The sequence below is a fragment of the Bacillus gobiensis genome (genome assembly GCF_001278705.1).
Classification (GTDB): domain Bacteria; phylum Bacillota; class Bacilli; order Bacillales; family Bacillaceae; genus Bacillus; species Bacillus gobiensis.
The window spans coordinates 1,681,116-1,703,386 of sequence record NZ_CP012600.1 but is presented as its reverse complement, the minus strand read 5'-3'; the positions used below and the strand labels follow the sequence as shown (position 1 = coordinate 1,703,386).

22 protein-coding genes are annotated in these 22,271 nt (G+C 38.2%); 17 read left to right on the top strand and 5 right to left on the bottom strand.

Going from position 1 to position 22,271, the window contains the following annotated elements:
- Positions 1-128 precede the first annotated feature (128 nt).
- The 7 genes from AM592_RS08430 to AM592_RS08400 all read left to right on the top strand — a co-directional run bounded on the left by AM592_RS08430 (position 129) and on the right by AM592_RS08400 (position 7,903).
- Entirely contained in the window at positions 129-1,304 is a 1,176-nt protein-coding gene (locus AM592_RS08430; RefSeq protein ID WP_053603386.1) for a rhomboid family intramembrane serine protease, read from the top strand.
- A gap of 154 nt (positions 1,305-1,458) precedes the next feature.
- Positions 1,459-1,653 (top strand): YqgQ family protein, encoded by a 195-nt coding sequence (locus AM592_RS08425; RefSeq protein WP_053603385.1) that lies wholly within the window; start codon positions 1,459-1,461, stop codon positions 1,651-1,653.
- Positions 1,654-1,687: 34 nt separating this feature from the next.
- A complete protein-coding gene (locus AM592_RS08420; protein ID WP_053603384.1) occupies positions 1,688-2,683 on the top strand; it encodes an ROK family glucokinase in 996 nt (331 codons plus the stop codon).
- Positions 2,684-3,069: 386 nt separating this feature from the next.
- Entirely contained in the window at positions 3,070-4,968 is a 1,899-nt protein-coding gene (locus tag AM592_RS08415; RefSeq protein ID WP_053603383.1) for an LTA synthase family protein, read from the top strand.
- 93 nt (positions 4,969-5,061) lie between these two features.
- Positions 5,062-6,186 carry a M14 family metallopeptidase gene (locus tag AM592_RS08410; protein ID WP_053603382.1) on the top strand — a complete coding sequence of 375 codons (1,125 nt, stop codon included), beginning with the start codon at positions 5,062-5,064 and terminating at the stop codon, positions 6,184-6,186.
- 315 nt (positions 6,187-6,501) lie between these two features.
- Positions 6,502-7,593 carry a YqgU-like beta propeller domain-containing protein gene (locus tag AM592_RS08405; RefSeq protein WP_053603381.1) on the top strand — a complete coding sequence of 364 codons (1,092 nt, stop codon included), beginning with the start codon at positions 6,502-6,504 and terminating at the stop codon, positions 7,591-7,593.
- Between the two features lies 1 nt (position 7,594).
- Positions 7,595-7,903: an MTH1187 family thiamine-binding protein gene (locus AM592_RS08400; protein WP_053603380.1), complete on the top strand. Its 309-nt coding sequence runs from the start codon at positions 7,595-7,597 to the stop codon at positions 7,901-7,903.
- Positions 7,904-7,940: 37 nt separating this feature from the next.
- Here the strand turns inward: AM592_RS08400 and AM592_RS23220 are convergent, their stop codons facing one another.
- On the bottom strand, positions 7,941-8,114 hold the full coding sequence (locus tag AM592_RS23220) for a DUF2759 domain-containing protein (RefSeq protein ID WP_082363869.1): 174 nt from the start codon (positions 8,112-8,114) through the stop codon (positions 7,941-7,943).
- 157 nt (positions 8,115-8,271) lie between these two features.
- Here AM592_RS23220 and AM592_RS08395 point away from each other — a divergent pair, with 157 nt between their 5' ends.
- The gene (locus AM592_RS08395) at positions 8,272-8,910 is read left to right on the top strand and encodes an MBL fold metallo-hydrolase (protein WP_053603379.1); all 639 of its coding nucleotides are present in this window, start codon (positions 8,272-8,274) and stop codon (positions 8,908-8,910) included.
- Between the two features lie 40 nt (positions 8,911-8,950).
- Here the strand turns inward: AM592_RS08395 and AM592_RS08390 are convergent, their stop codons facing one another.
- Entirely contained in the window at positions 8,951-9,193 is a 243-nt protein-coding gene (locus AM592_RS08390; protein WP_053603378.1) for a DUF2626 domain-containing protein, read from the bottom strand.
- Positions 9,194-9,400: 207 nt separating this feature from the next.
- Here AM592_RS08390 and AM592_RS08385 point away from each other — a divergent pair, with 207 nt between their 5' ends.
- The 3 genes from AM592_RS08385 (at position 9,401) to AM592_RS08375 (ending at position 12,927) form a co-directional block, all read left to right on the top strand.
- Positions 9,401-9,781 (top strand): Spx/MgsR family RNA polymerase-binding regulatory protein, encoded by a 381-nt coding sequence (locus tag AM592_RS08385; RefSeq protein ID WP_053603377.1) that lies wholly within the window; start codon positions 9,401-9,403, stop codon positions 9,779-9,781.
- 386 nt (positions 9,782-10,167) lie between these two features.
- Positions 10,168-11,151 carry a glycosyltransferase family 2 protein gene (locus AM592_RS08380; RefSeq protein ID WP_053603376.1) on the top strand — a complete coding sequence of 328 codons (984 nt, stop codon included), beginning with the start codon at positions 10,168-10,170 and terminating at the stop codon, positions 11,149-11,151.
- A 75-nt stretch (positions 11,152-11,226) separates the two neighbouring features.
- The gene (locus AM592_RS08375) at positions 11,227-12,927 is read left to right on the top strand and encodes a DUF6044 family protein (protein WP_264080171.1); all 1,701 of its coding nucleotides are present in this window, start codon (positions 11,227-11,229) and stop codon (positions 12,925-12,927) included.
- Between the two features lie 461 nt (positions 12,928-13,388).
- Here AM592_RS08375 and AM592_RS24950 read toward each other — a convergent pair whose 3' ends face one another.
- Entirely contained in the window at positions 13,389-13,511 is a 123-nt protein-coding gene (locus AM592_RS24950) for a hypothetical protein (protein WP_264080170.1), read from the bottom strand.
- Between the two features lie 220 nt (positions 13,512-13,731).
- On the opposite strand from AM592_RS24950, the gene AM592_RS08370 reads away from it, so the two are divergent.
- Positions 13,732-14,298: a hypothetical protein gene (locus AM592_RS08370; RefSeq protein ID WP_053603375.1), complete on the top strand. Its 567-nt coding sequence runs from the start codon at positions 13,732-13,734 to the stop codon at positions 14,296-14,298.
- Positions 14,299-14,987: 689 nt separating this feature from the next.
- Here the strand turns inward: AM592_RS08370 and AM592_RS08365 are convergent.
- Positions 14,988-15,692 (bottom strand): TioE family transcriptional regulator, encoded by a 705-nt coding sequence (locus AM592_RS08365; RefSeq protein WP_053603374.1) that lies wholly within the window; start codon positions 15,690-15,692, stop codon positions 14,988-14,990.
- Between the two features lie 344 nt (positions 15,693-16,036).
- Between AM592_RS08365 and AM592_RS08360 the strand changes: the two genes are divergently transcribed.
- From AM592_RS08360 to AM592_RS08350, 3 genes are all read left to right on the top strand, one after another.
- A complete protein-coding gene (locus tag AM592_RS08360) occupies positions 16,037-16,633 on the top strand; it encodes an ATP-binding cassette domain-containing protein (protein ID WP_053603373.1) in 597 nt (198 codons plus the stop codon).
- 95 nt (positions 16,634-16,728) lie between these two features.
- Entirely contained in the window at positions 16,729-17,724 is a 996-nt protein-coding gene (locus AM592_RS08355; protein WP_082363867.1) for an alpha/beta hydrolase, read from the top strand.
- A gap of 710 nt (positions 17,725-18,434) precedes the next feature.
- Positions 18,435-18,899, top strand: a complete 465-nt coding sequence (locus AM592_RS08350; protein WP_053603371.1) for a hypothetical protein — start codon at positions 18,435-18,437, stop codon at positions 18,897-18,899.
- 312 nt (positions 18,900-19,211) lie between these two features.
- Here AM592_RS08350 and AM592_RS08345 read toward each other — a convergent pair whose 3' ends face one another.
- On the bottom strand, positions 19,212-19,484 hold the full coding sequence (locus tag AM592_RS08345) for a YdbC family protein (RefSeq protein ID WP_053603370.1): 273 nt from the start codon (positions 19,482-19,484) through the stop codon (positions 19,212-19,214).
- Between the two features lie 679 nt (positions 19,485-20,163).
- On the opposite strand from AM592_RS08345, the gene comGA reads away from it, so the two are divergent.
- Together comGA and comGB are read left to right on the top strand one after the other, a co-directional pair.
- Positions 20,164-21,234, top strand: a complete 1,071-nt coding sequence (gene comGA, locus AM592_RS08340; RefSeq protein ID WP_053603369.1) for a competence type IV pilus ATPase ComGA — start codon at positions 20,164-20,166, stop codon at positions 21,232-21,234.
- Positions 21,221-22,258 (top strand): competence type IV pilus assembly protein ComGB, encoded by a 1,038-nt coding sequence (gene comGB, locus AM592_RS08335; RefSeq protein WP_053603368.1) that lies wholly within the window; start codon positions 21,221-21,223, stop codon positions 22,256-22,258. Before comGA ends, comGB begins: the two co-directional genes overlap by 14 nt.
- Positions 22,259-22,271: the final 13 nt, after the last annotated feature.

The window sequence follows — 22,271 nt, the reverse complement described above, 5'->3', positions numbered from 1 at the left end:
TCGCTCAGGTTATCTGGGCGGTTTTTTTATTACTTAAAACCCATGAACGAAAAGGATAATGGCTGTTAGCTGAGAATCATATGAAATACTGGTATAATGAAGTAAAATTTACTTGGAGCGTTAGACGTATGTATTCATTTCAGAATGTGTATTGGAATTTAGTATTAAAGCTTATCGAGAAGCAGTATGATCTAGTAAGCATGTCGTTAGACACAGAAGAAATCTGGCTGCAGCCTTCTTATAATTCTTCTTTTGATTTCATTCGTTTTAACAGAAGAGATGTCGATTTCAGTCAAGAGGTAGAAAGAGAAACAGAGATTCAGATGCAGAAGCTGGAGCAATTGCGAATGAGGATAAATAAGAAATCCATCCGTTTGCTTAATGTCCATTTTACTGCTCAACCGCCGGTAAATGATAGGAATGATATCCCTTTTTCCGTTTCTGAGACTAAGAATGTGGAAGTGGTTACTTTTTTAGTTCACCCATTGTCACTACAAGAGAATGCCGAAAGACTAGGATCTGCGTTAAATATTAGCTTTGGCCCGCTTGATCCTTCTTATGAGGCTGTTACATATGATCAGGTGATGGATACAAGGAATCAAGTTATGCAAACCGCAAAGCATAAGGAAGCGGAAAGATCCAAGCAGGCAGAAATGTTTCAGTATGGGAAACCATATGTAACGTACTTTTTTGCCGGCGTGCAAGTTTTACTCTTTATTCTTCTGGAAGCTGCTGGGGGGAGTACCAATACTCAGACACTAATTGAATTTGGGGCAAAGGAAAACTCGCTGCTTGCCGCAGGAGAGTGGTGGAGATTAATTACGCCGATTGTGCTGCATATCGGCATGACACATCTGCTGTTTAATACCGTCGCATTGATTTCTGTCGGAGGAACTGCAGAAAGAATCTATGGTTCTGGACGATTTTTGTTTATATATTTGGCAGCCGGAATATTCGGAAGTATTGGCAGTTTTCTTTTTAGCCCTTTTCCTTCTGCCGGTGCATCCGGCGCGATTTTTGGCTGCATGGGAGCTTTGCTGTACCTCGTATTTCAGAACAGACAGCTCTTTTTTAAATCAATTGGAATGAATATATTAGTTCTTATTGGAATAAACGCAGGTATCGGCTTCTTTGTTCCGAATATCGACAATGCCGGCCATTTTGGCGGACTGATCGGCGGTTTTCTTGCGGCTGCTGCAGTAGGAATGCCAAAGAGAACCAATTTGCCGCTTCAAGGTGCGGCGTTTCTCATCGCCGTAATTTTAGGTGCAGGTGCATTTTTATACGGAATCTATACGTATTGAGAGACGTTTTGACTAAAAAAACGAGCAAGTTTTTCCAGAGTCCTGCATAGGATTTTTTATGAATAAAGACTTAGGCAAGCTTTACCTTGACGAATCAATAGATTGTTTATACGCTAGTACTGTAATAAAGTAATTTCAAAAAGTATGGTGTAGCATGAAAACTTTATATGATGTCCAAGCTTTTCTTCGGCGCTTTGGAACCTATGTATACTTTGGCGACCGAAAAGCAGAGCTGGAGTTTATGCTTGGAGAACTAATTGAACTGTATGCAGATGAGATGATGACACGAGAGGATTTTTTAACAGCGACTATGCTCGTGAAAAAAGAACTCGCTGCCATCTCTAAATAAAAATTCAGAAATGAACAGGTAAAGGTGATATGGAATGAATGACAGCTGGTTAGTAGGTGTTGATTTAGGCGGCACCACAATAAAAATTGCTTTTGTTGACTTTGAAGGTACAATTCAATACAAATGGGAAATCCCCACCGATAAAAGCGGGGAAACGATAGTTGCAGATATTGCGCAGGCTATTGATGATAAACTTTCTGAGATTAATCAGTCCAAAAGAAAGCTGTGTGCTCTAGGGATGGGTGCGCCTGGTCCAGTGGATTATAATTCGGGAATCATCTATGAAACTGTTAATCTTGGATGGAAAAACTATCCGCTACAAGAACATTTACATACGGAAACAGGTTTACCGGCTGCTGTTGAAAACGATGCCAATATCGCAGCGTTGGGAGAAATGTGGAAAGGTGCAGGAAATGGTGCCAACGACCTAATTTTGGTCACTTTAGGTACGGGAGTTGGTGGAGGAATTATCGTTAATGGTGAAGTGGTTCATGGCATAAATGGAGCTGGCGGAGAAATTGGTCATATATGTTCTTTGCCGAGCGGCGGAGCACTTTGCAATTGCGGCAAAACCGGCTGCATCGAAACAATAGCATCTGCTACTGGAATCGTACGTATAGCGTTAGAGAAACTAAAAGAGCACGGTGATCAGCCTTCACTGCTAAGAAAACATTCATTTATTACTGCCAGAGAAGTGTTTGAAGCTGCTAAGGCAGGAGATGAGCTGGCAATGGAAGTAATAGAGTATGTTACTGGACATTTGGGACTTGTATTGGGCCACCTTGGAAGCGCATTAAACCCTTCTCAAATAGTGATCGGCGGCGGGGTTTCAAAAGCTGGAGAACTGCTGCGCAGCAAGCTTGAAAAAGCCTATAAAAAATATGCTTTTCCTCGTGCAGCCAATTCTGCAGAAATTTCTATTGCTGAACTTGGAAACGACGCAGGTGTTATCGGGGGCGCATGGATTGCAAGAAACCTCTATTTGCAAAACCAACAATTGAATGTTATTTCTCGCCTGAACGCTGAGTAAGTTACTTTCTTGGGAGAAATGAGTTAATTGCATATACACAGGGGAAATAAACTGACTTATTAAAATTGGATCAGACCGGAGATCAGTGGAGGAATATTTTCAAAAGGCTAAACATCTTTTGAATAAAACCTCCACTGTTTAGCGTTTCAAAATATAGGTCTAAAGATTTGATTTTCCTTTAACGAAAAAAACATGAAACTTTAACCAGTTTAACTCGTCTTACTATCGGAACAAGTCAAGAAGATTTCAGTTCAGTGACAAAACTCGTAATTCGTTGATTTGTTGTAAAAAATGGATTAAGATTTGGTTTAGATTTCTGTTTTTTTGTTAAAAATCAGAGGCACACGTTTAAATGCGAGTTGTTTGTTGCATTAGGAGGCATGCGAATGCGAAGAGGATCATTTTCAAAAATTTCTTTCTTGGTACTTGCTACTATTTTCATGTGGCTTAAAACCTATATTATTTATAAAACAAGCTTTAACATTAAAATTGAAAATATCACACAAGAGTTTATTTTATTTATTAATCCGTTAAGCTTTTTGCTATTTATATTTGGCATAGGGTTGTTTTTTAAAGAAAAGAACAGAAACCGGTATATTCTTGCTGCAAGCTTTTTTGTCACATTCATTCTGATGGCAAATGTGATATTTTATCGTTTTTACGATGACTTTTTAACAATTCCTGTTTTGTTTCAGACTAGCAACATGGGAGATTTGGGAAGCAGCATTACGAGCTTGTTTGAAATAAGCGATTTATTCATGGTGCTGGATCTTCTGATTTTACTTTGGCTGTACAAGTCAAACCCTAAGTTTAAAACGGATTTAAGGGCAACTAGAAAAGAGAAGACGGCTTATTTTCTTCTTGTCGCTGCTGTTTTCTTTTTTAATTTGGGAATTGCCGAAGCGGAAAGACCGCAGTTATTAACAAGATCCTTTGACCGGGAAATGCTTGTAAAAAACATCAGCGTTTTTAATTTTCACCTCTATGATGCCATGCTTCAATCAAAGCAATCTGCACAACGTGCTCTGGCTGACAGCAATAGCCTGACTGAGATTCAAAACTATGTGGATGCAAACCGTGTTGATCCAAATGAAGAGTTGGCCGGAATCGCAAAAGGCAGAAACGTAATTGCGATTTCTCTTGAATCAACTCAGAGCTTCGTCGTGAATAAAAAATTGAATGGCAAAGAAATCACTCCTTATCTTAATGATTTAATAAAGGAAAGCTACAACTTTACGAATTTCTACCATCAAACGGGCCAGGGAAAAACGTCTGATTCTGAATTTATCGTAGACAATTCATTGTATCCGTTAGGAAGAGGCGCTGTTTTCTTTACAAATCCGGGGAATAAGTACATGGCATCTCCTGATATATTTAAGGAGAATGGCTATTATTCTTCAGTTATGCATGCCAACAACAAAAGCTTTTGGAACAGGGATCTCGTCTATGATTCTTTCGGCTATGACAAATTTTTCGATCTCGACAGCTACAATGTCAATGAAGATAACTCGATAGGATGGGGGCTGAAAGACAAAGAGTTTTTTGAACAATCTGTTGAGTTAATGAAAGAAATGCCTCAGCCGTTTTATACACGTTTGATTACGTTAACGAATCATTTTCCATTTGAACTCGGAGAAGAAGATAAAATGATTGATGAGTATGATTCCAGCAGTAGGACATTAAATCGTTATTTCCCTACTGTACGTTATCAGGACGAAGCATTAAAACGATTTATCGAAAAGCTGAAAGAAGACGGTTTATATGAAAATTCGATTATTGTACTCTATGGGGATCACTACGGAATTTCTGAGAATCATAATGAAGCAATGGGGCAGTTTTTAGGTAAGGAAATTACCCCTTTTGAAGAAACGCAGCTGCAGAAAGTCCCATTTGTCGTTCATATTCCAGGCATTACGGATAAAGGTCCGAAAACAATTGAAAAAGTCGGTGGTCAAATTGACATCCGGCCTACGATCATGAATCTATTAGGAATTAATACAGAAGATCAGATTCAATTCGGCAACGACTTGTTGTCTAAGGAAAAACAAGATTTAACCGTGTTAAGAGATGGCAGCTTTATCACGAAGGATCGACTATACACAGATGGAGTCTGCTATGATAAAGCAACTGGCGAGCCGATTGACGAGGAACCCGAAGGATGCGAGCCATTCATCGAAAAAGCGAAACAGGAGCTTTCTTATTCTGATGAAATTGTTTACGGCGACCTCCTGCGATTCTATAAAGAAAACAAAATAGTGGATGGTTCAAAGCCGGACGGACAGTGAAGCTTCTGCCCTAAAAATGGGCAGGAGCTTTTTATAATTGGGGAAAATCTTTTTATTTTCGCTCATATATTGTTACGGGAAGGAGAGATGTTCATGCCGGTTATTCAAATCCAACCAAGATTAAAGCAGCAGGTGAAAAAAGTATCTGAGGTGTTAAATATTCATCCTTTCATATTGGACCTTTGCAATCAAGACTGTACTCAAGATGAGCTGTTGATTCCCGGGTTTTTCTTAAATGAGAGTGATTTTCGCGCAGAAAGAATAGACAGCTTCGCTCATCTGGAAGAGCTTGTGAAAGAATCGGAAAAAACAAGAGACAATTGGGCTGGTGAAAGAAATGTATATAATTCCAAAATAATTGAAAAAGATTTACAAAAAATAATTGAACTATTTCCATTTGTGAGATATCGTGTAATTGGACACTCTGTTTTAGGGAAGCCGATTCATGAATTGACAATCGGAGACGCGGGTGCGCCAAAGAGCGTTCATATAAACGCATCGTTCCATGCAAATGAGTGGATTACAACGTCTGTTTTAATGAAATGGTGCAAAGAATTTTTAGTTTCGTTATGTACAAATGAAAAGCATTTTGGACTTTTTCCTATAGAACAATTTAAGCAAACCAAAATATCGCTCGTTCCGCTGGTTAATCCTGATGGAGTTGACCTCGTTTTGAATGGTCCCGACCATGTCAATTTTGATACTGATACGTTACTTTCAATTAATGAACACCAGCCAGATTTTAATGAATGGAAAGCAAATATTCGCGGAGTTGATCTCAATAATCAATTCCCATCTTTTTGGGAAATTGAGCAGCAAAGAAAACCAAAATCTCCATCGTACCGTGACTATCCCGGATATGCCCCATTAACGGAACCGGAAGCAATTGCAATGAGCAATTTAGCTGAGAAAAGCCAGTTTGACAGACTTCTAGCCCTCCATACGCAGGGAGAGGAAATTTACTGGGGATATAAAGGCTTTGAACCTGAACAATCACAAAAAACCGTAGAACTATTTGGAAGCTTGAGCGGTTATAAGCCTGTGAGAAACCTTGACAGCTATGCGGGTTATCGTGATTGGTATGTTCATCGATATTCAAAAGAAGGCTACACAATTGAACTTGGAAAAGGAAAAAATCCATTGCCTTTTGCGCAATTTGAAGAGATATTTCAGAAGACAAGAGGTATCCTATGGACTTCGCTTTCCTTTGCTGATTGAAAACGGAGAATCTTTTCTGTATTTACATAATTTTTTGAACTTTCTTTGGCTATAGCCTGCTGATTCCTGCATCTTGAAGCTATTGCAAAACTTTAGACATTGACCGCTTGCATTGGTATTTCTCAGTTCGGTTAGCGCAGGAATGAAAAGATTGAATACCATGTATGGGCAGGCTTAATTCCTACCTTAATACGATCAGTTTTTAGATTTGCAAAAAAATATCAATACCTTTTTATGTCCGAGGCAGATACATTTTAATGATTCATTTCAGACGTGTTCTCGGTAAATTTAGAAAATAGGAGGAATGCTAGGAGGATGAGATTACTCCTATTGGCCCTTGCTGCAACTGTGTTATTAGCTGCTTGTAACGCAGCTCCCCGACAAGTTTTGCCGTCCGGCGGCGGTGAGACGGATCTAGGAAAAACAGAGCATCAAGAAAAGAATCAGAAACCGAATAACGGGCCAATACAAGAGAAAAATATAAGGTCGATTGCTGATCAATCGGCTGAAAAAGTGTTTGGTTGGCTGGATGAAGAAACCATCGTATTTTCTGCACACAACATGCTGAAATCACACAATTTATTTACAGGCAAAGAGACGACAATTTTTAAGACGAGCGGACAGATCTCGGATGTGCAGATCAATCAAGCAAAAAAACGATTGCTCATTCAATCTGCAGCGGAAAATGCATCGATGGAGTTAAATCTAGTAACAAATGAAGGAGATCTGCTATTTAAACATCAGTTTGATGGTTATGAATTTCAGTCGGCTTGGAATCCTTTTCAGCCAGATTTGATATTTTTGACTGCTTTTAAGCAGGATTGGACCTATACTACGTTTTTAATTCATGCCGGCCAAAACAAAATAGAACGACAATCCTTACAAATCCCGTTCGCTAATTGGTCATCTGAAGATACTCTGGAATACCTTAAATGGAACAACAAAGCCCCTGAAACATCCGCACCTCTCTATAGGTATCATTTGTCTAGTGGCAAAAAAGAAAAAATCTATGACGATATCGTTGCATTTGCAGTATTTTCTGACGTGCGGCTGGCTGTGAAAAAGCCATCGGCAGGTAATAAAGGAGAATTTATGTTTTCGGAGGCTGATAGCGGTTTCCCGCTCTCGCAGTATTCACAACCGCTTGCTCCCAATTATTCATCTTGGGATCCGGGAGAATATGATTATGACAGCAAGACAAAGAGTTTTTATTTATTTAATCAAAAACAATTGAAAAAAATTAATGTTGAGAGTGGAGAGGATCAAATTGTCTTATCAGATATTCCTATGGAGCCGATTAATCTTTCTCCTGATGGCATGTATGCCCTTTATGGATACTCGTTTGAGCAAGTGATTTCCATACTCGACAAAAAAATCGTTAAAATAATGAAGGAGGGAGATGAATAAGATGGCAATTGCAGATATTACAATCATTCCAATCGGTACAGAGTCACCTAGCGTCAGCCACTATGTAGCAGATATTCAGAAGGTACTTGAAGCATTAACAGAAGAGGGGAAAATCACGTATCAATTAACCCCGATGAGCACACTGATCGAAGGAACGATCCCTGATTTATTTACGGCGATCCAAGCCGTACATGAGGTGCCTTTTAAAGAAGGCGTTAAAAGGGTCGCAACAAACATTCGAATTGATGATCGCCGTGATAAAGCAAACACGATGAACGGCAAGCTTGAAAGTGTGAAAAGACATTTGTAATAAAAAAACTGTATCCGATGAATATCGGATGCAGTTTTTAATGTGCTGTAGGGTATCCGCTATGTAACAGTGTCATGAAAGTGAATAAGCCAAATACCGTGAAAGCGGCTCCCGCAAATAAAAATCCCAAAATGTTTTTTTCTTTTACTGTACGAAAGACAGCATATGCAGCAAGCAAGGTGATTAGCCCAAAAATGATGATAAGCAGCACGCTTGTCATCCCCCTTTGTCAGTTCAATAGGAACTCTTACTTATAATTTTAACCGCTTACATATGAGATGTCGAGTCTTTTTGTATGAGATGCAGCTGTTGAATCATACTGGAATACGGGTCATAATATAGACGAAGCAGAAGTAGGAGGGTAACATATGAAATGGACTAGAATTCCTTTGGGACCGATTCAGACAAACGCCTATATTTTGGAAGACGATAGTGGTTCGGCTTTGATCGTGGATCCCGGAGCAGAAGCTGAAAAGCTAATCTCGCTAATAAAAGAGAAAAACGTAAAGCCGCTTGCTATTCTTTTAACTCATGCCCATTTCGATCATATTGGAGCATTAGACTTGGTAAGAGAAGAGTGGAATCTGCCTGTGTATCTTCATGAGGAAGAAAAAGATTGGCTGCAGAATCCATCATTAAATGGTTCTGCAAGACTGCTTGGCCAAGGTATTACAGCGAAACAAGCTGACGTTCTGATCGAAAAGGATCAAAAAGTGAAAATCGGCAGCTTTCAATTTGACATTTTCCATACGCCCGGCCATTCGCCAGGAAGCGTATCCTATTATTTTCAAGACGAAGGTATCGTTTTATCCGGAGACGCATTATTTAAACAGGGCATTGGCCGGACAGACTTAACAGGCGGAAGCTATGATACTTTGTTGAAAAGCATTCATGAACAATTATTAACACTGCCTGAACCTACGATCGTACTTAGCGGGCACGGCCCGGAAACTGATATCCAAACTGAGATGGATGAAAACCCGTTTTTAAATGGATTTTCGCTATAGAAAAAAACCACTTCTTGATGAAGTGGTTTTTTCATGGACATTAATGGCCATGACCTGGAACCATAATAAAAATAGAGTAGTATGTAAACCCTGCCATAAAAATAGTTAAATATGCTCCAAAAATATAAATGTACATCCGCTCGGTTAAATTCAAATAGGAAAGAAAAACAAAAAATACCGTTTGGCCGAAAAAAAGTAATGAAGCATCTTTCATTTCGCCCAAATAAAACATGACCGCAAAAATCCCTGTCCAGAAGCCCAGCACCCTGTACATTCGATTCATCCGATTTCCCCTCCAAACGCTCCCCTTTGCATCTTATTATAAAGATACAGAGCCTTTATGTAAACACTTACATTTTGTCGTTTTTCCATCGCTGGCAAACAGAAAGTCCCGATGTTTTTCAATTCTAAAGAAAAATTTGTGTTTACATAAAAATAAGATAGGGTACTAAAGATACAAAGGATAAGGATTAATAGAGGAGGAAAGAAGATGGAAGAACTTACTTTTTACTCATATCCAAGTTGTACTTCATGTCGAAAAACAAAGCATTGGCTAAAAGCAAACCAGATTGATTTTACAGAAAGACACCTATTTAAAGAAACGCCAACGATAGAAGAATTAAAGCATATTCTCTCTCTCACCACAGAAGGAATTGATGAAATTCTGGCGACAAGAAGTCAAATCTTTAAGAAATTAGATTTGGATTTTGACGAACTTACTGTGAATGAACTATTGGATATTTTGCATAAAGAACCAAAATTACTTAGAAGGCCATTACTCATCGAAGGACAAAAGTTAGTTGTCGGCTACAATCCGAGTGAATTGCTCAAGCTGTCAAAGAAAAAAGCTTTACATCAATCAGTATCATAAGACCATTCGAAGGAGGAAGCAGCATATGCTTTCTTTTTTTTGATGTTTAATTACGAAAAGAAACAACAAGTCGTATGAACAGCAGAAACATTATTGAAGTGATCATACCCCATTTTCTTGAATTTTTTTCTTCTACTAACTTTATATCATTTGTCAATCGTTTATAATAAATTGGAATGTCTTGGTTTATAGTTATTCGTAATGAAATACAAACCACAGATACAGAAAAGTCGCAGCCTCATTAGGACGAGCTGTGTACTTTGAAGTGCCAGCCATATAAACAGGACGAGTGGAATCAAACTGCAGAGTGGATTAAAATAGTGTAATAGAGTTGGAGTTTCGCTCAATTTTGAAATTACATAATAATTAGAGAAAGGACGTGTAAAATGAGTCTGCCAATATTAACAATAGTCGTCCCCTGTTATAACGAAGAAGAAGTTTTTACAAAATCTTATACCCAATTAAAGATGGTATTAGAAGAGATCATTGAGAATGGAGACATCGATCGTCATAGTCAATTGTTATTCGTTGATGATGGCAGTGCGGATCGAACGTGGGAGAAAATATCAGAGGCATGCGTACTCGATTCGTCTGTAAGCGGGTTGAAGCTCTCGCGTAATTTTGGCCATCAAAAAGCTCTGCTGGCAGGATTGGAGAAGGCCGTAAACGATTCAGACTGTATCGTGTCGATTGACGCGGACCTTCAGGATGACGTACATGTGATAAAGGAATTTGTGAACAAGTACGCAGAAGGATATGACGTTGTATATGGTGTTCGCAAAAAACGAGATACGGATACGTTTTTCAAAAGGGTAACTGCATTAGGGTTTTATAAGCTAATGAAAAAATTTGGTTTGTCGTTGGTTTACAACCACGCGGACTATCGCCTCATGAACAAGAAATCGTTAGAAGAAATGCTGCGTTTTAAAGAAACGAATCTATTTTTGCGGGGGATCGTTCCATTGGTCGGATTTAAGTCGACCACTGTGTATTATGATCGGAAGGAAAGAGCAGCTGGAGAAACAAAATATCCGATTGCCAAAATGCTTGCTTTTGCGCTCGATGGAATCACTTCCTTTAGTGTCAAACCGATTCGATTGATAACAATTTTGGGATTTCTTGCTTCTTTAAGCAGTTTAGCTGCAGGAATCTACGTTTTTATTTCGATAATGATGGGCAAAACACAATCAGGGTGGGCATCTTTAATGATTTCAATATGGTTGATTGGTGGTTTGTTGTTAATGAGCGTGGGATTAATCGGTGAATATGTTGGAAAAATATACGAAGAAGTAAAGCGCCGCCCGCGTTATATCGTTGAAGAAAATATAAACAATTTGGAAAAATCAAAAACCCCTGCGAATATAAAGTGAAGAAATTGCTGTATTCGCAGGAGTTCCATTGCAGCTTTCACGTAAAAAAAGAAAAGGTACATAGGGAGCTTTGATATGATACAGTACTTAAATGAAAAATTGGCATCCGTTAAAAACAACGAAAATATGTTAGTGACGATTGCAATATTATTAGTTTTAGCCTGGGTTGCCCCGTATTTTATTCTAGGCCAAGACGCACATATGAGGGTACACGATAATTTAGATTCGAATCTGGGCTGGTATAAATCTCTAAAAGACAGCGGACTGTTGTTTGGTCCGTTGAATGCTCCATTTCCACAAATTTTTAATGGAGAGCTGTCAAGAGATTCATTTTATTCTCAGTTTAATGGGATGGTTATGCTATTTAGCCTTCTCCCGCCAATGGTCGCTTACGGTGCAAGCCAGCTTATTACGCGCCTCGGTGCTTTTTTAGGCATGTATTTATTGTTGAGAAAGTACGTAATAAAGGGAGAGAACCAAGGGATCATTCGAGTTGGCGCTGCTGTGACATTTGCGCTTACGCCATACTGGCCATCCGGAATGCTAAGCATTTTGGGTATGCCGCTCGCACTCTGGGCATTTCTAAATATCAGGCGAGGAGAAAAACTATGGAAAAATTATGTGGTGTTAACCGTCCTGCCGTTTTTCTCAAGCTTTGTGCTAGGATTTTTGTTTTTTCTCACTTTTATGGGGGTTTTTTGGCTCATTGACCTCCTGCGATCCAAGAAATGGAATGTTCGCTTGATTGTTGCGATTGGCTATATGGGTATCCTATATTTACTGCTTGACTACCGGTTGGTTGCTTCTATGTTCTTGCCGCATGAGACAACAAATCGTGAGGTGTTTTATCAATCAAAGTTGAATTTTTTCGAGACATTGAGACTGGTAGGTAAAAATTATGTGATAGAGCATAATCAGGATTTGACGGTATGGGGAGTGATTGTTCTTCCATTAAGTCTGATATGCCTGGGTATGGTTATATATAAACGGAATTGGAAAAAGCATAAATTGTTTATCGGCTTACACATTTTGAACATTGCTTTATCAACCTGGTATGCCTTTTGGTTCTTTGAAGGCTGGCAGCCACTGAAAGAACAGGTGAGCATTTTAAGGTCCTTTAACTTCGCCCGTTTTCACTACTTAAGGCCGCTTATCCTTTATACGCTGTTTGCTCTTTCACTACGGATGGTTTGGAATTGGGGCAATTTTGGGAAAAAACTAGCTGTAATATGTGTTATTGCACAGGTTTGTGTGCTACTGCCATTTAATGAACAGATCACATATAAAAATGAACCTTCCTATCGACAATTTTTTGCTGAAAAGCAGTTTGAGGAAATCAAAGACTATATTGGGCAGCCTGTTGGAGATTACCGTGTCGTCAGCATCGGAATTCATCCGGTCATTTCGCAATATAACGGATTTTACACGCTTGACTCATATAGCAATATGTACCCACTCTCCTATAAACAAGAATTTCGCGAAATCATCGCACCAGAGCTTGAAAAAAACCGTTCACTTGCCGAATACTATGACTATTGGGGTGGCCGGTGTTACATCTTTGTGGATGAGCTCGGCAAGCATTACATGTTTTCAAAGCACTCCGACAAAAGAATCGAAAAACTTGACTTGAATACAGATAAGTTGAAAGGTATGGGCGGCAAGTACATTTTGTCTGCTGTACCGATCGAAAATGCTGCTGAAAATCTGTTATCGCTGGAAAAAGTGTTTGATGAAGATTCATCGTATTGGAAAATTTATTTGTATAGAGTGGAGTAGTGAATAAAGCCTTCTCCGATTATTGTAAGCACCCTTGGTTTTATTAGACTTTGGGTGCTTTGATTTTAGAAAGTACATACAATACTTAGAGTCATTTGGAGCAACTGCATAAAGCTCCAACACCACACATAGCTAACCAGCTTTTCGAAACCGCGAATTGCCTACATGCAGCATTAGCCTATCCTTTGGTGCCTGCTGCCTTTACTATTTGAGAATATTCCTCGAAAGTGAAAACCATCAAAAAAGTAAAAAAAATCCACAAAATACAAGCCATTTTATATAAAAATCATATCATGTTACTAGGAGTAGAGCCTGGGAGCCAGAAGCATAAATGGGTGAAGGAATGAAAACATTGTAGGTCTTAAAACTATTGTAAGCGCTTTCTCCATCGTTCTTTTTGCTTTATTAGTACCCAGAAATTGAGAATTTAACTTTTTGAAAAATAATTTTTTGAAAACCTTCTAGTATAAGCTTACTTTCCTTCTGGCTAAATATTTTGGCAACCATTTCGTTGGGAAGAGAGGCTTGTGCTTTTCACAGTCAAACCCTAACTCCACTTCATTCTGAATTAAAGCCACACCCATCGATTCCCCCCCAAACTAGCGTGTAGAATTGGGTGGTAATCGTGGAAAAAAATGAATCAGGCTTCAACCCCAAATTACAGAAGCGATACGGCACACTATAATCATTTCTCAACTTTCTAATATAATCGGGTAGAAAAATTTTTGGCGAATTAAATCTTCTAGGCATTTGTTTTTCTAACTAATAGAAATTACAAATTATAAAAAAGGAGACGTTTTGAGAATGTCCCCAACTAACGATCAAAATGAAATACTGTCAAATAAAAATTCAATGTTGTCCCATGATGAGATAGAAGCCATTGAATCATGGATATCTCAGATGGGAAAATACCGATTTTTTAAAACGGCAAAACAGAAAATGCTTGCTGCAAAAGAAATTCTAAATTTAAAGTATAATATGATTGGCCATGGTAATAATCGAATCGTCTATGATCTTAATAATGGCTATATATTAAAAATTGCACTGTCTGATCTAGGGATAATATGCAATACAAATGAATATTACATTTATAATAACTGCAATGAGGAAGTACAAAAGCATATTTGTCCGGTGATGGAGTTTGGGCCTAGCTGGATCATTATGAAGAAGATGGACACTAAAATGCAGCATGTAATCTCGGATTATACGAAACTAATTGAGTTGAAATTAAAATTCCTTAAATTCGGTATTATTCCAATAGATTTGAGGTTAGCTAATGCCGCATTCACTGAAGAAAATCAAATGGTTGTCATTGATTACGGTCTATTCACTATGGATATCAAAAACTCTGTTTTCCGGTGGTTTATTTGACGATGGTGGGGATTTAAAGGCATTTGCTAATAACTGATATTGCCAGGGCAGTTTCTTTTTTTGATAATCGAGATCAAAATCATTATGACAATGTTTGACGAACCGTTGGTTTTGAAGACAGAAAAAGTTAATAGAAATAAACGAAGGTTACATATTATCTGCTGTACCAATCGAATTTGCTGCAGATAATAAGTTATCGCTGGAAAAAGTGTTTGATGAAGGTTCGCTGTATTGAAAAATTTATTTGTATATGGTGAAGTAGTGAAAAGAGCTTTCACAGATTATAGTAAGCATCCATGGTTTACTACACATTGGGTGCTTTTTTGTGATGTGAAAAAATAAATTTTTACTTCTCTGTGTCTCATACCGAAGGTAAATAGAAGTTTATGACTATTGCACCAATTAGAAAATGAAATACAGTAAGGTCGTGTTAGAAAAACCATTTTATATTTTTTAACAGGGATGCTTTTATTGCTGTCAGCACTCAGCGCCGGGGAGGATATTCTTAATTGGGAGTATGGCTTCTACGGGTATAATTTTATCGTTTTTGCAGCTTGTTTATCAGCAGGGATATTTTTTTCAAATACGGTTTTGATAATAAAAAAAGAAAATCCTTAAAAACTAATAATAAAAGCTTATAGAATTAGACTTTTGCATTTTTCTTAAATCTTGATATGGAAAAATACGTGTTACATAAGCTCAAGTACCTCACAAAGCTCGATTAACTGGTGTATTCCGCGAAACTGGTGACGATTGCGCTCATGGATGATTTGGAGCGCATTTTCCGTGACTTTTTTTACTTCCTTGATGCTTTGATGTTCCACAGCCTGTACAATTTCCTTCATATTCTTTAAAAAATAAACGGAGTTTCGCAACGTGCGAATGAGAAGAATTTTCCGAGTATGCAACGGTGTAAACAGACGATAGCCATTCTCCGGATCTCGCTCCGGTATGAGCAATCCTTCTTTCTCCCAATGGCGAATAGCCGATGTTGTGACACCTGTGAATGCGGCAGCTTCGCCAATCGTCATGAGTTTTTTAAGCTTTTTATTTGCTAAGGGCGGAAGCTTGAGGTTTTTCAGTAGCTCAAGCGTCTTATCTGCTGCGGCTTTTTCATTCTGAAGGCTGGTCTGCTCCTTGTTTATAAGCCAGAATGCAGCGTCTATATCAGCGTTTTGAATGTTTCGCAGAACCTCGCAGGTAACCGCAACACCAAACCCTTGAAACATGGTGCGCAGGCAGCGAAAATATGCCAAATGTACCTTTGTATAAAGGCGGTAGCCATTGGCTGCACGTGCAGGGGCAGGAACGACTCCCCATGATTCATAATGTCGTAATGCGCTCGTACTAATGTGGAGTTCTCTCGCAATTTCGATAGGCTTGAAGTATCTCATTTCATGCCCCCCTCCTAAGTATCGATTCGTTTACTATATCAAAAGCATATATCTTTAGGCAAAACATTATAAAAAAACCTTAAAGCAGTAGGTCTTTTTCCTGGAAAAAGGAGCTTATATAACAAAATCAATTCAATCACAGGTCTTGAAGCTATTCAAAAAATGATAACCGTCAATCAATCGCCCCTTTCACGATGCAGCGATCAAACGTCTCCACTTAAGTTAACTTGTACACTCTTTTACGTAAGACATTTGCGGCATTGCCTGAAGCAAAGGAGAAAGGGTTAAAGGCGAATCACTTTTCCTTTAATACTGCTGGAGGTAGATGCAAGAGGTGCGAAGGTTTGGGACAAGTAGCAGTGGATATGCACTTTCTCTCTCATTTGAACGTCGTCTGCCCGGATTGCCATGCCAAAAGATTTAATCAAGAAGACTTAGAAGTTACCTATCAAGATCATACAATTTCAGATATACTTGAGCTAAGCATTGAAGAGAGTCTTTTCATGTTTACTGAACAAAAGAAAATAACAAAACTTCTAAAGTTATTATGTGAAGTTGGACTCGGTTATTTACATTGGGGTCAGTCGGTGACGACCCTTTCCGGCGGGGAAGGACAGCGTTTAAAGCTTGCGAAAGAGCTGAGTGCATCCACCGGCGGTCATACCTTGTACCTGCTCGATGAGCCATCTGCCGGTTTGCATCCACTTGATGTTCAAAATTTGCATCTGCTGTTGAATAAACTTGTTGATGCAGGCAATACGTTAATCATGATCGAATATAATACGGACTTAATCGCTGCCGCTGATTGGGTAATAGACATGGGTCCCGGCGGCGGAACGTCTGGTGGAAGGCTAGTTGCTAGCGATACGCCGGATGACGTAGCTTCAGTGAAAGAATCGTTCACTGGCAAATTTCTATTTAAAAAAAATTCATATAATTAGGAATGATCAGGTCGCTCGGGAAGCTTTAGGGACCTGATCGTTTGAAAAAATAACTTGCGAGTTCAAAAGCTTATTTGAATAAAGAAATCATCTGAATGAGGGACACGAAATTGATTTTTTCAAAGATAATAGATCGCTGCGCCTTACATCATTTACATAAGACTCGAAGTGAAAAGTTTCAGTATTCCCCTCTCTCCAACTGGATACCTGAAACAATGGATAGAGAATCTTTCTACAACGCATACACAACCGAGATTTCTTTAAATATGGATGAGGTAGAAAATGATTATGCAATCGGGAAATTCACATTCGTATCTTTAGTTCCATCTGGTGATTCTGCTAACGATCATATTGAAGACGAATTATACATAACTAATAATGAATTTGCACCTAACATTATTTTTGTACACGGTTGGCGGATGGACTCCCTGGATCGAATAAAGAAAATATTTCATAGTGAAATGAGGGATATGAGATGGAATATGTATTACTTCACACTCCCTTACCATTTTCAAAGAAAACCAGGTCAATCGCTTTATAGCGGAGAATATATGATAAGCGCTGATATTTATCGGACAGTTCAATCTATTAAGCAGTCCGTTGTTGATTTGCGAGCGCTCATACAATGGATTAAAGCGAATAAAAAGGGACCAGTCATTTTGATTGGAGTTAGCTTAGGAGGTTTTATTACGAACCTAACAGCTACTTTGGAGACTGAGATCGATGCTTTAGTTTCCATATTCTACGCGAACCGTCTTTCTTATTCGATATGGAATACGATTCCCGGAAAATATATACGTGAAGATTTAGAACACCATGGTATAAATTATAATGATTTAATCAGATATTGGAGGATCACTGAACCTAGCCAAGCGATACCGAAAATCAGGAAGGAAAAGATATTATTGATATCTGCAAAACATGATCAATATGTTCATCTTGAGGATGCTAATCATTTATGGGAGTCCTGGGACAGACCTGCCAGATATATTTATAATTGCGGACATGCCGGAATCGTCCTTAAAAGAAAAAAGATCGCATCAGACACAATTTCTTTTCTTCAAAAAAATATAGGAAAAGATATCGAATAAATAAGCTAAAAGGATGTTACAAGCGTGAAAAAATTTCTTCAAATTTCTATTCTTGTCCTTGGGTTATATACGGCAGCTCATATTATCTATGGGTTAAATTTTAATCCTGCAATTAGCCTTGTGACTCGGATCATTCAGGCACTCCTCTAGTTTATGTTTATTCGTCTATGTAATTAAGTTTCTAAAAACGACTGATCAATCCAACTGAATAGGAGGAAATCAAAGATTGGTCCGTATCGATAATATTGCACGGATTTTTAGGGTATTTAAGTTCACATACAATAAAGAAGTTTAATCTTAATTCCCTAAACACATAACACCTCTCGGAAATGGAACGGTTCAAAAAATAGATGTTTTTAATTTTCTTTATCCTATACTTATTTTCCTGAAAATAAACAACAATAAAGTCGTTTCTGTAGTTCTTAAAGAAATGAATGTGCTATTTTAATGAGCTACATGCTACTGAATTAAGTCTTTAAATTATTGTTGAAAGATAAATAATAATGAATAAGACAGTTTTTTAAAATGGCCAGAAATACGATCCTAAAATACTTGCTGCAGCTTGTAGAATAGAGTGGGATAAAATTTTTGAATTGGAAGAAAAGTAAGGGCATGCGTTATTGAACTAACGGGATAGGGAGTTTAGTTGAACGAGGAGGTAGCGTGGTGTTTGTAGAAATGACTTAATACAGTTGTAACGGGGTGTCTAAATGAATAGATGGTTGGTTGCCTTTGTCATTCTTACTGGATGTAATCTAATAGGGTGTTCTAACAATGAGATGTCTGGAGAAAAACCTCCAAAAGTCTTGATCGAGATTGAAAATGAAACGTATGAAACGATACTTGGCTCTTATTGTTGGGGAGGATTTGGGAAAAGTACCTGCGTTGATACTGCCGGACCTATTAAACTGTTGGAGGGGAAAAAGCCTATCGGGGTAAAACCTGGTGAAACAATATCTTTCATGATGAATTATGAACCTAAACCAAATGAAATGAATGTGGTAAAGATAAATGACAACAAAGAATCCGATGTAGTGGTGAAAGATAATCAGATAACGGCTCCTATGCAAAAAGGTGTCTATTATTATTCATATCGAGTAGGGTGGATGGATGAAAAAGAATCGAATGTGTCTAACGGTGATGCTTTCTATGCTTTCGTTCTAGAAGTAAAATAGTTCTACTCAACAAACGGATGCTTTTCTTGAATAAGCAACAATAGTTTAGTAATTTCTCTAAGTTCATTTAAATGCCAAAAACTCCTACTTTTTGATCGGAATCAGCCTTTTTTTGGTTGAAAACATTACACTACATTTAAAAACCAGATGTTAATCCACAATCGAGCCCGTTAACGGCAAAACTTAAAATGAGTATAGTATATTCGTTTCAATTATTCATCAGTGAGTTCAAAAATCCTGTATGTTAATTTTATGGGCTAAATTGTTGTCAGGTAAGCTGAATAACATCTTGTTTAGGTGTTGCAGTTTTTATCAAATCTGGGAAACATTGATAGAAGTATAGGTATGTTCTTGTCCAGAATTTAAGAAAATTTGATCGTGCATCTCATCCATAAAAAATTGATAAGCGGTTAGACTTTCCCAAAAAGAGAAGATACAAGCTGTTAACGGTTCTTTATTATCCCAACCACCAATTTGTCCTAAGAATCCCTCAATGTCATTAATAGATTGCCATTGACTCTGATACTTAGTGAAGTTCTCTATCTGATCTTCTTTAACTTTGCATGAAATTTTTTTAATTATCATTGCTTCACCCTTCACCTCATTCCTTTAGAAATAAGAAAATCTTTTTCCCAATCGCTGAAGATGATTATATTCTATGATTAACTTCGATATACAAATAAGAAATCCCTTTTGTTCCACACATGGACCTTAAATTAAACGACTTTATTATAATGAAACAATTTATAGATTTTGTTTGTTTCACCTATCACATTAGTCGTTCATTCAATTGGAAATTTTTTTGTAACACAATTCAACAACTATAAGCTTACTCATCCTTTATAAATTGTTAGATAGCAGCATTTTATCGGTTTAAATCATTTAATGTGCACTTTCATAAAACATCGGTTTGTTTATGAACTTTTCATTTTTGGGAAAGTTAAGAGTAAACCTTTGAAGGAGGACGATTGAATGATTCGGACGATTCTTATGATTATTGGCGCCATTGTCGTAATTGGGGCGATCATTAATTTCTTGTTTTAACATATAACAGACGACGGAGAGAGGATGGGGATATGACCCATCCTCTTTTTTGTCGTGAATAGAAAATGATTTTTTGATTGGATACGCTGTGTCGGTTTTGCTAAAGCAGACATTTTACCACACGAGATTTCTTATTATTTGGCTGGAAATTGATGATTTTTTGATTTGATGGAAAACCTCTGTTGGATTACACTGCTCTCATAGAAAGGAGGCAGTGCTTTTGTATGAAATTGAAACGTTAAGTGATCGCTTAATTGATGAAGCGTGCAAGCTGCGAGCTTCAGATATTCACATCGTGCCGAGGGAAAAGGATGCGGTAGTTCATTATCGAATCGATGATGACTTAATTCGCATGAAAAAGATGAAACGAGAGGAGAGCCATCGGCTGATCTCCCATTTCAAGTTCCTTGCTTCTATGGATATTGGTGAAAGAAGGAAGCCCCAAAATGGCTCGTTATCTGTAAAAAGGGAGGATGCGTCGGTTCATTTACGGCTCTCGACTTTGCCTACTGTCTATGATGAGAGTCTGGTTATACGCGTACTTCCTCAAGAACGGATACCGCCTCTCAATAAGCTGTCTTTGTTTTCTTCTTCGACCGCTAAAATTTTATCATTATTAAATCATTCTCATGGACTATTTTTATTTACCGGTCCGACAGGCTCTGGGAAATCGACGACCCTTTACTCATTAATCCGTTACGCGAAAGAGAATTTCAACCGGAATATTATTACACTTGAGGATCCTGTAGAAACGAAAAGTGAGGATATTCTGCAGGTACAGGTAAATGAAAAGGCGGGAATTACCTATGCTTCCGGGTTAAAAGCGATTCTGAGACACGATCCAGATATGATTATTCTCGGCGAAATCAGAGACGCTGAAACGGCGAAGATAGCAATACGTGCGGCTCTAACCGGTCATCTTGTCCTCAGTACAATGCATACAAAAGACGCAAAGGGTGCCATCTACAGGCTGCTTGAATTCGGAATTAAGCTGTCGGAAATTGAACAAACCTTAATCGCCGTTGCCGCACAGCGCCTGGTTGATTTACGTTGTCCATATTGTACAGAGAAGCCGTGCTCTGTTTATTGTAAGCTTTTAAGAAATACGAGAAGGGCAAGCGTATATGAGCTTTTGTATGGGAAAAGCCTCAGTTTATGTATGAAAGAAGCGCAGGGGGAGCATGCAGTCCATCACTACGTCACTTTAAAAAGGCTGATGCAAAAGGGTGTTGCTCTCGGCTATCTGACTGATAAAACGTACTTTCGCTGGGTGCTTCATGAAGTGGAATAATAGTAAGTGGTCAATCAACGAGCAGGCTTTTTTCTTAAAACGAACAGGGGAAATGATTGAAAAGGGATACACTTTATTAGAAGCATTATCGTTTATCTACCTGCAATTGAACCCGCATCAGCAAAAGCACATTGACGAAGGCATTAAACAGCTAACGACAGGTGACCCGTTTTACAAGGTTCTAGAGACAATTGGATTTCAAAGAGATGTCATCAGCATTCATTATTTTGCCGAGCAGCACGGAAATTTATCATTTGCGTTAAAACAAAGCGGAGACCTTCTATATCGAAGGGTATCTCAAGCTGAGAAATTTAAGAGAGTGGCAAAATACCCGTTGTTTCTTATTTTTGTCGTGGCGATCATGTTATACATCATCCAAGCAGTTATTGTTCCCCAGTTTTCAAGCATCTATCAATCCATGAATTTGGACGCATCATTTGGAATTACATTTCTATTTGCATTTTTTAGCAGCTTAAAGTATGTATTACTTCTTTTTACGATTCTGATCGCATATTGTGTGGTCTATTATTTTTTTGTCTTTCGTCATCGAACACCATCGGCAAAAATGGCCCTTCTCATTAAGTTTCCTTTTTGGGGAAATCAAATCCTTCTGCTTAATAGCTATTTTTTCTCGCTCCAGCTTAGCAACTTACTGAAATCGGGATTATCTATTTATGACAGCCTTAAAGCGTTCCGGGATCAATCATTTTTGCCTTTTTATCAGGAAGAAGCTGAAACGTTTATTCAAAGATTAAAGCATGGAGAAGATATCGGCCAATTGCTAAAAGATCATCCGTACTATGAAAAAGACCTCTCAAAAGTAGTTAAGCATGGCCAAATCAATGGCCAGCTTGATCGTGAGTTATTCACCTACAGCCAATTTTTACTCGAGCGGCTGGAAAGGAAAGCGGAAAAATGGTCCAGTATTCTTCAGCCCGCTATTTACGGATTTGTCGGATTCATGATTGTTGTTGTTTATTTGTCAATGCTTTTGCCAATGTATCACATGATGAATGAATTATAAGGTGGTGAAAGAA

Bases quoted from the DNA above. Each gene is read 5' to 3' on its own strand.
- AM592_RS08430 (WP_053603386.1), top strand. From the start codon at position 129: ATGTATTCATTTCAGAATGTGTATTGGAATTTAGTATTAAAGCTTATC.
- AM592_RS08425 (WP_053603385.1), top strand. From the start codon at position 1,459: ATGAAAACTTTATATGATGTCCAAGCTTTTCTTCGGCGCTTTGGAACC.
- AM592_RS08420 (WP_053603384.1), top strand. From the start codon at position 1,688: ATGAATGACAGCTGGTTAGTAGGTGTTGATTTAGGCGGCACCACAATA.
- AM592_RS08415 (WP_053603383.1), top strand. From the start codon at position 3,070: ATGCGAAGAGGATCATTTTCAAAAATTTCTTTCTTGGTACTTGCTACT.
- AM592_RS08410 (WP_053603382.1), top strand. From the start codon at position 5,062: ATGCCGGTTATTCAAATCCAACCAAGATTAAAGCAGCAGGTGAAAAAA.
- AM592_RS08405 (WP_053603381.1), top strand. From the start codon at position 6,502: ATGAGATTACTCCTATTGGCCCTTGCTGCAACTGTGTTATTAGCTGCT.
- AM592_RS08400 (WP_053603380.1), top strand. From the start codon at position 7,595: ATGGCAATTGCAGATATTACAATCATTCCAATCGGTACAGAGTCACCT.
- AM592_RS08395 (WP_053603379.1), top strand. From the start codon at position 8,272: ATGAAATGGACTAGAATTCCTTTGGGACCGATTCAGACAAACGCCTAT.
- AM592_RS08390 (WP_053603378.1), bottom strand. From the start codon at position 9,193: ATGAATCGAATGTACAGGGTGCTGGGCTTCTGGACAGGGATTTTTGCG.
- AM592_RS08385 (WP_053603377.1), top strand. From the start codon at position 9,401: ATGGAAGAACTTACTTTTTACTCATATCCAAGTTGTACTTCATGTCGA.
- AM592_RS08380 (WP_053603376.1), top strand. From the start codon at position 10,168: ATGAGTCTGCCAATATTAACAATAGTCGTCCCCTGTTATAACGAAGAA.
- AM592_RS08375 (WP_264080171.1), top strand. From the start codon at position 11,227: ATGATACAGTACTTAAATGAAAAATTGGCATCCGTTAAAAACAACGAA.
- AM592_RS24950 (WP_264080170.1), bottom strand. From the start codon at position 13,511: ATGGGTGTGGCTTTAATTCAGAATGAAGTGGAGTTAGGGTTTGACTGT.
- AM592_RS08370 (WP_053603375.1), top strand. From the start codon at position 13,732: ATGTCCCCAACTAACGATCAAAATGAAATACTGTCAAATAAAAATTCA.
- AM592_RS08365 (WP_053603374.1), bottom strand. From the start codon at position 15,692: ATGAGATACTTCAAGCCTATCGAAATTGCGAGAGAACTCCACATTAGT.
- AM592_RS08355 (WP_082363867.1), top strand. From the start codon at position 16,729: ATGAGGGACACGAAATTGATTTTTTCAAAGATAATAGATCGCTGCGCC.
- AM592_RS08350 (WP_053603371.1), top strand. From the start codon at position 18,435: ATGAATAGATGGTTGGTTGCCTTTGTCATTCTTACTGGATGTAATCTA.
- AM592_RS08345 (WP_053603370.1), bottom strand. From the start codon at position 19,484: ATGATAATTAAAAAAATTTCATGCAAAGTTAAAGAAGATCAGATAGAG.
- comGB (WP_053603368.1), top strand. From the start codon at position 21,221: ATGAAGTGGAATAATAGTAAGTGGTCAATCAACGAGCAGGCTTTTTTC.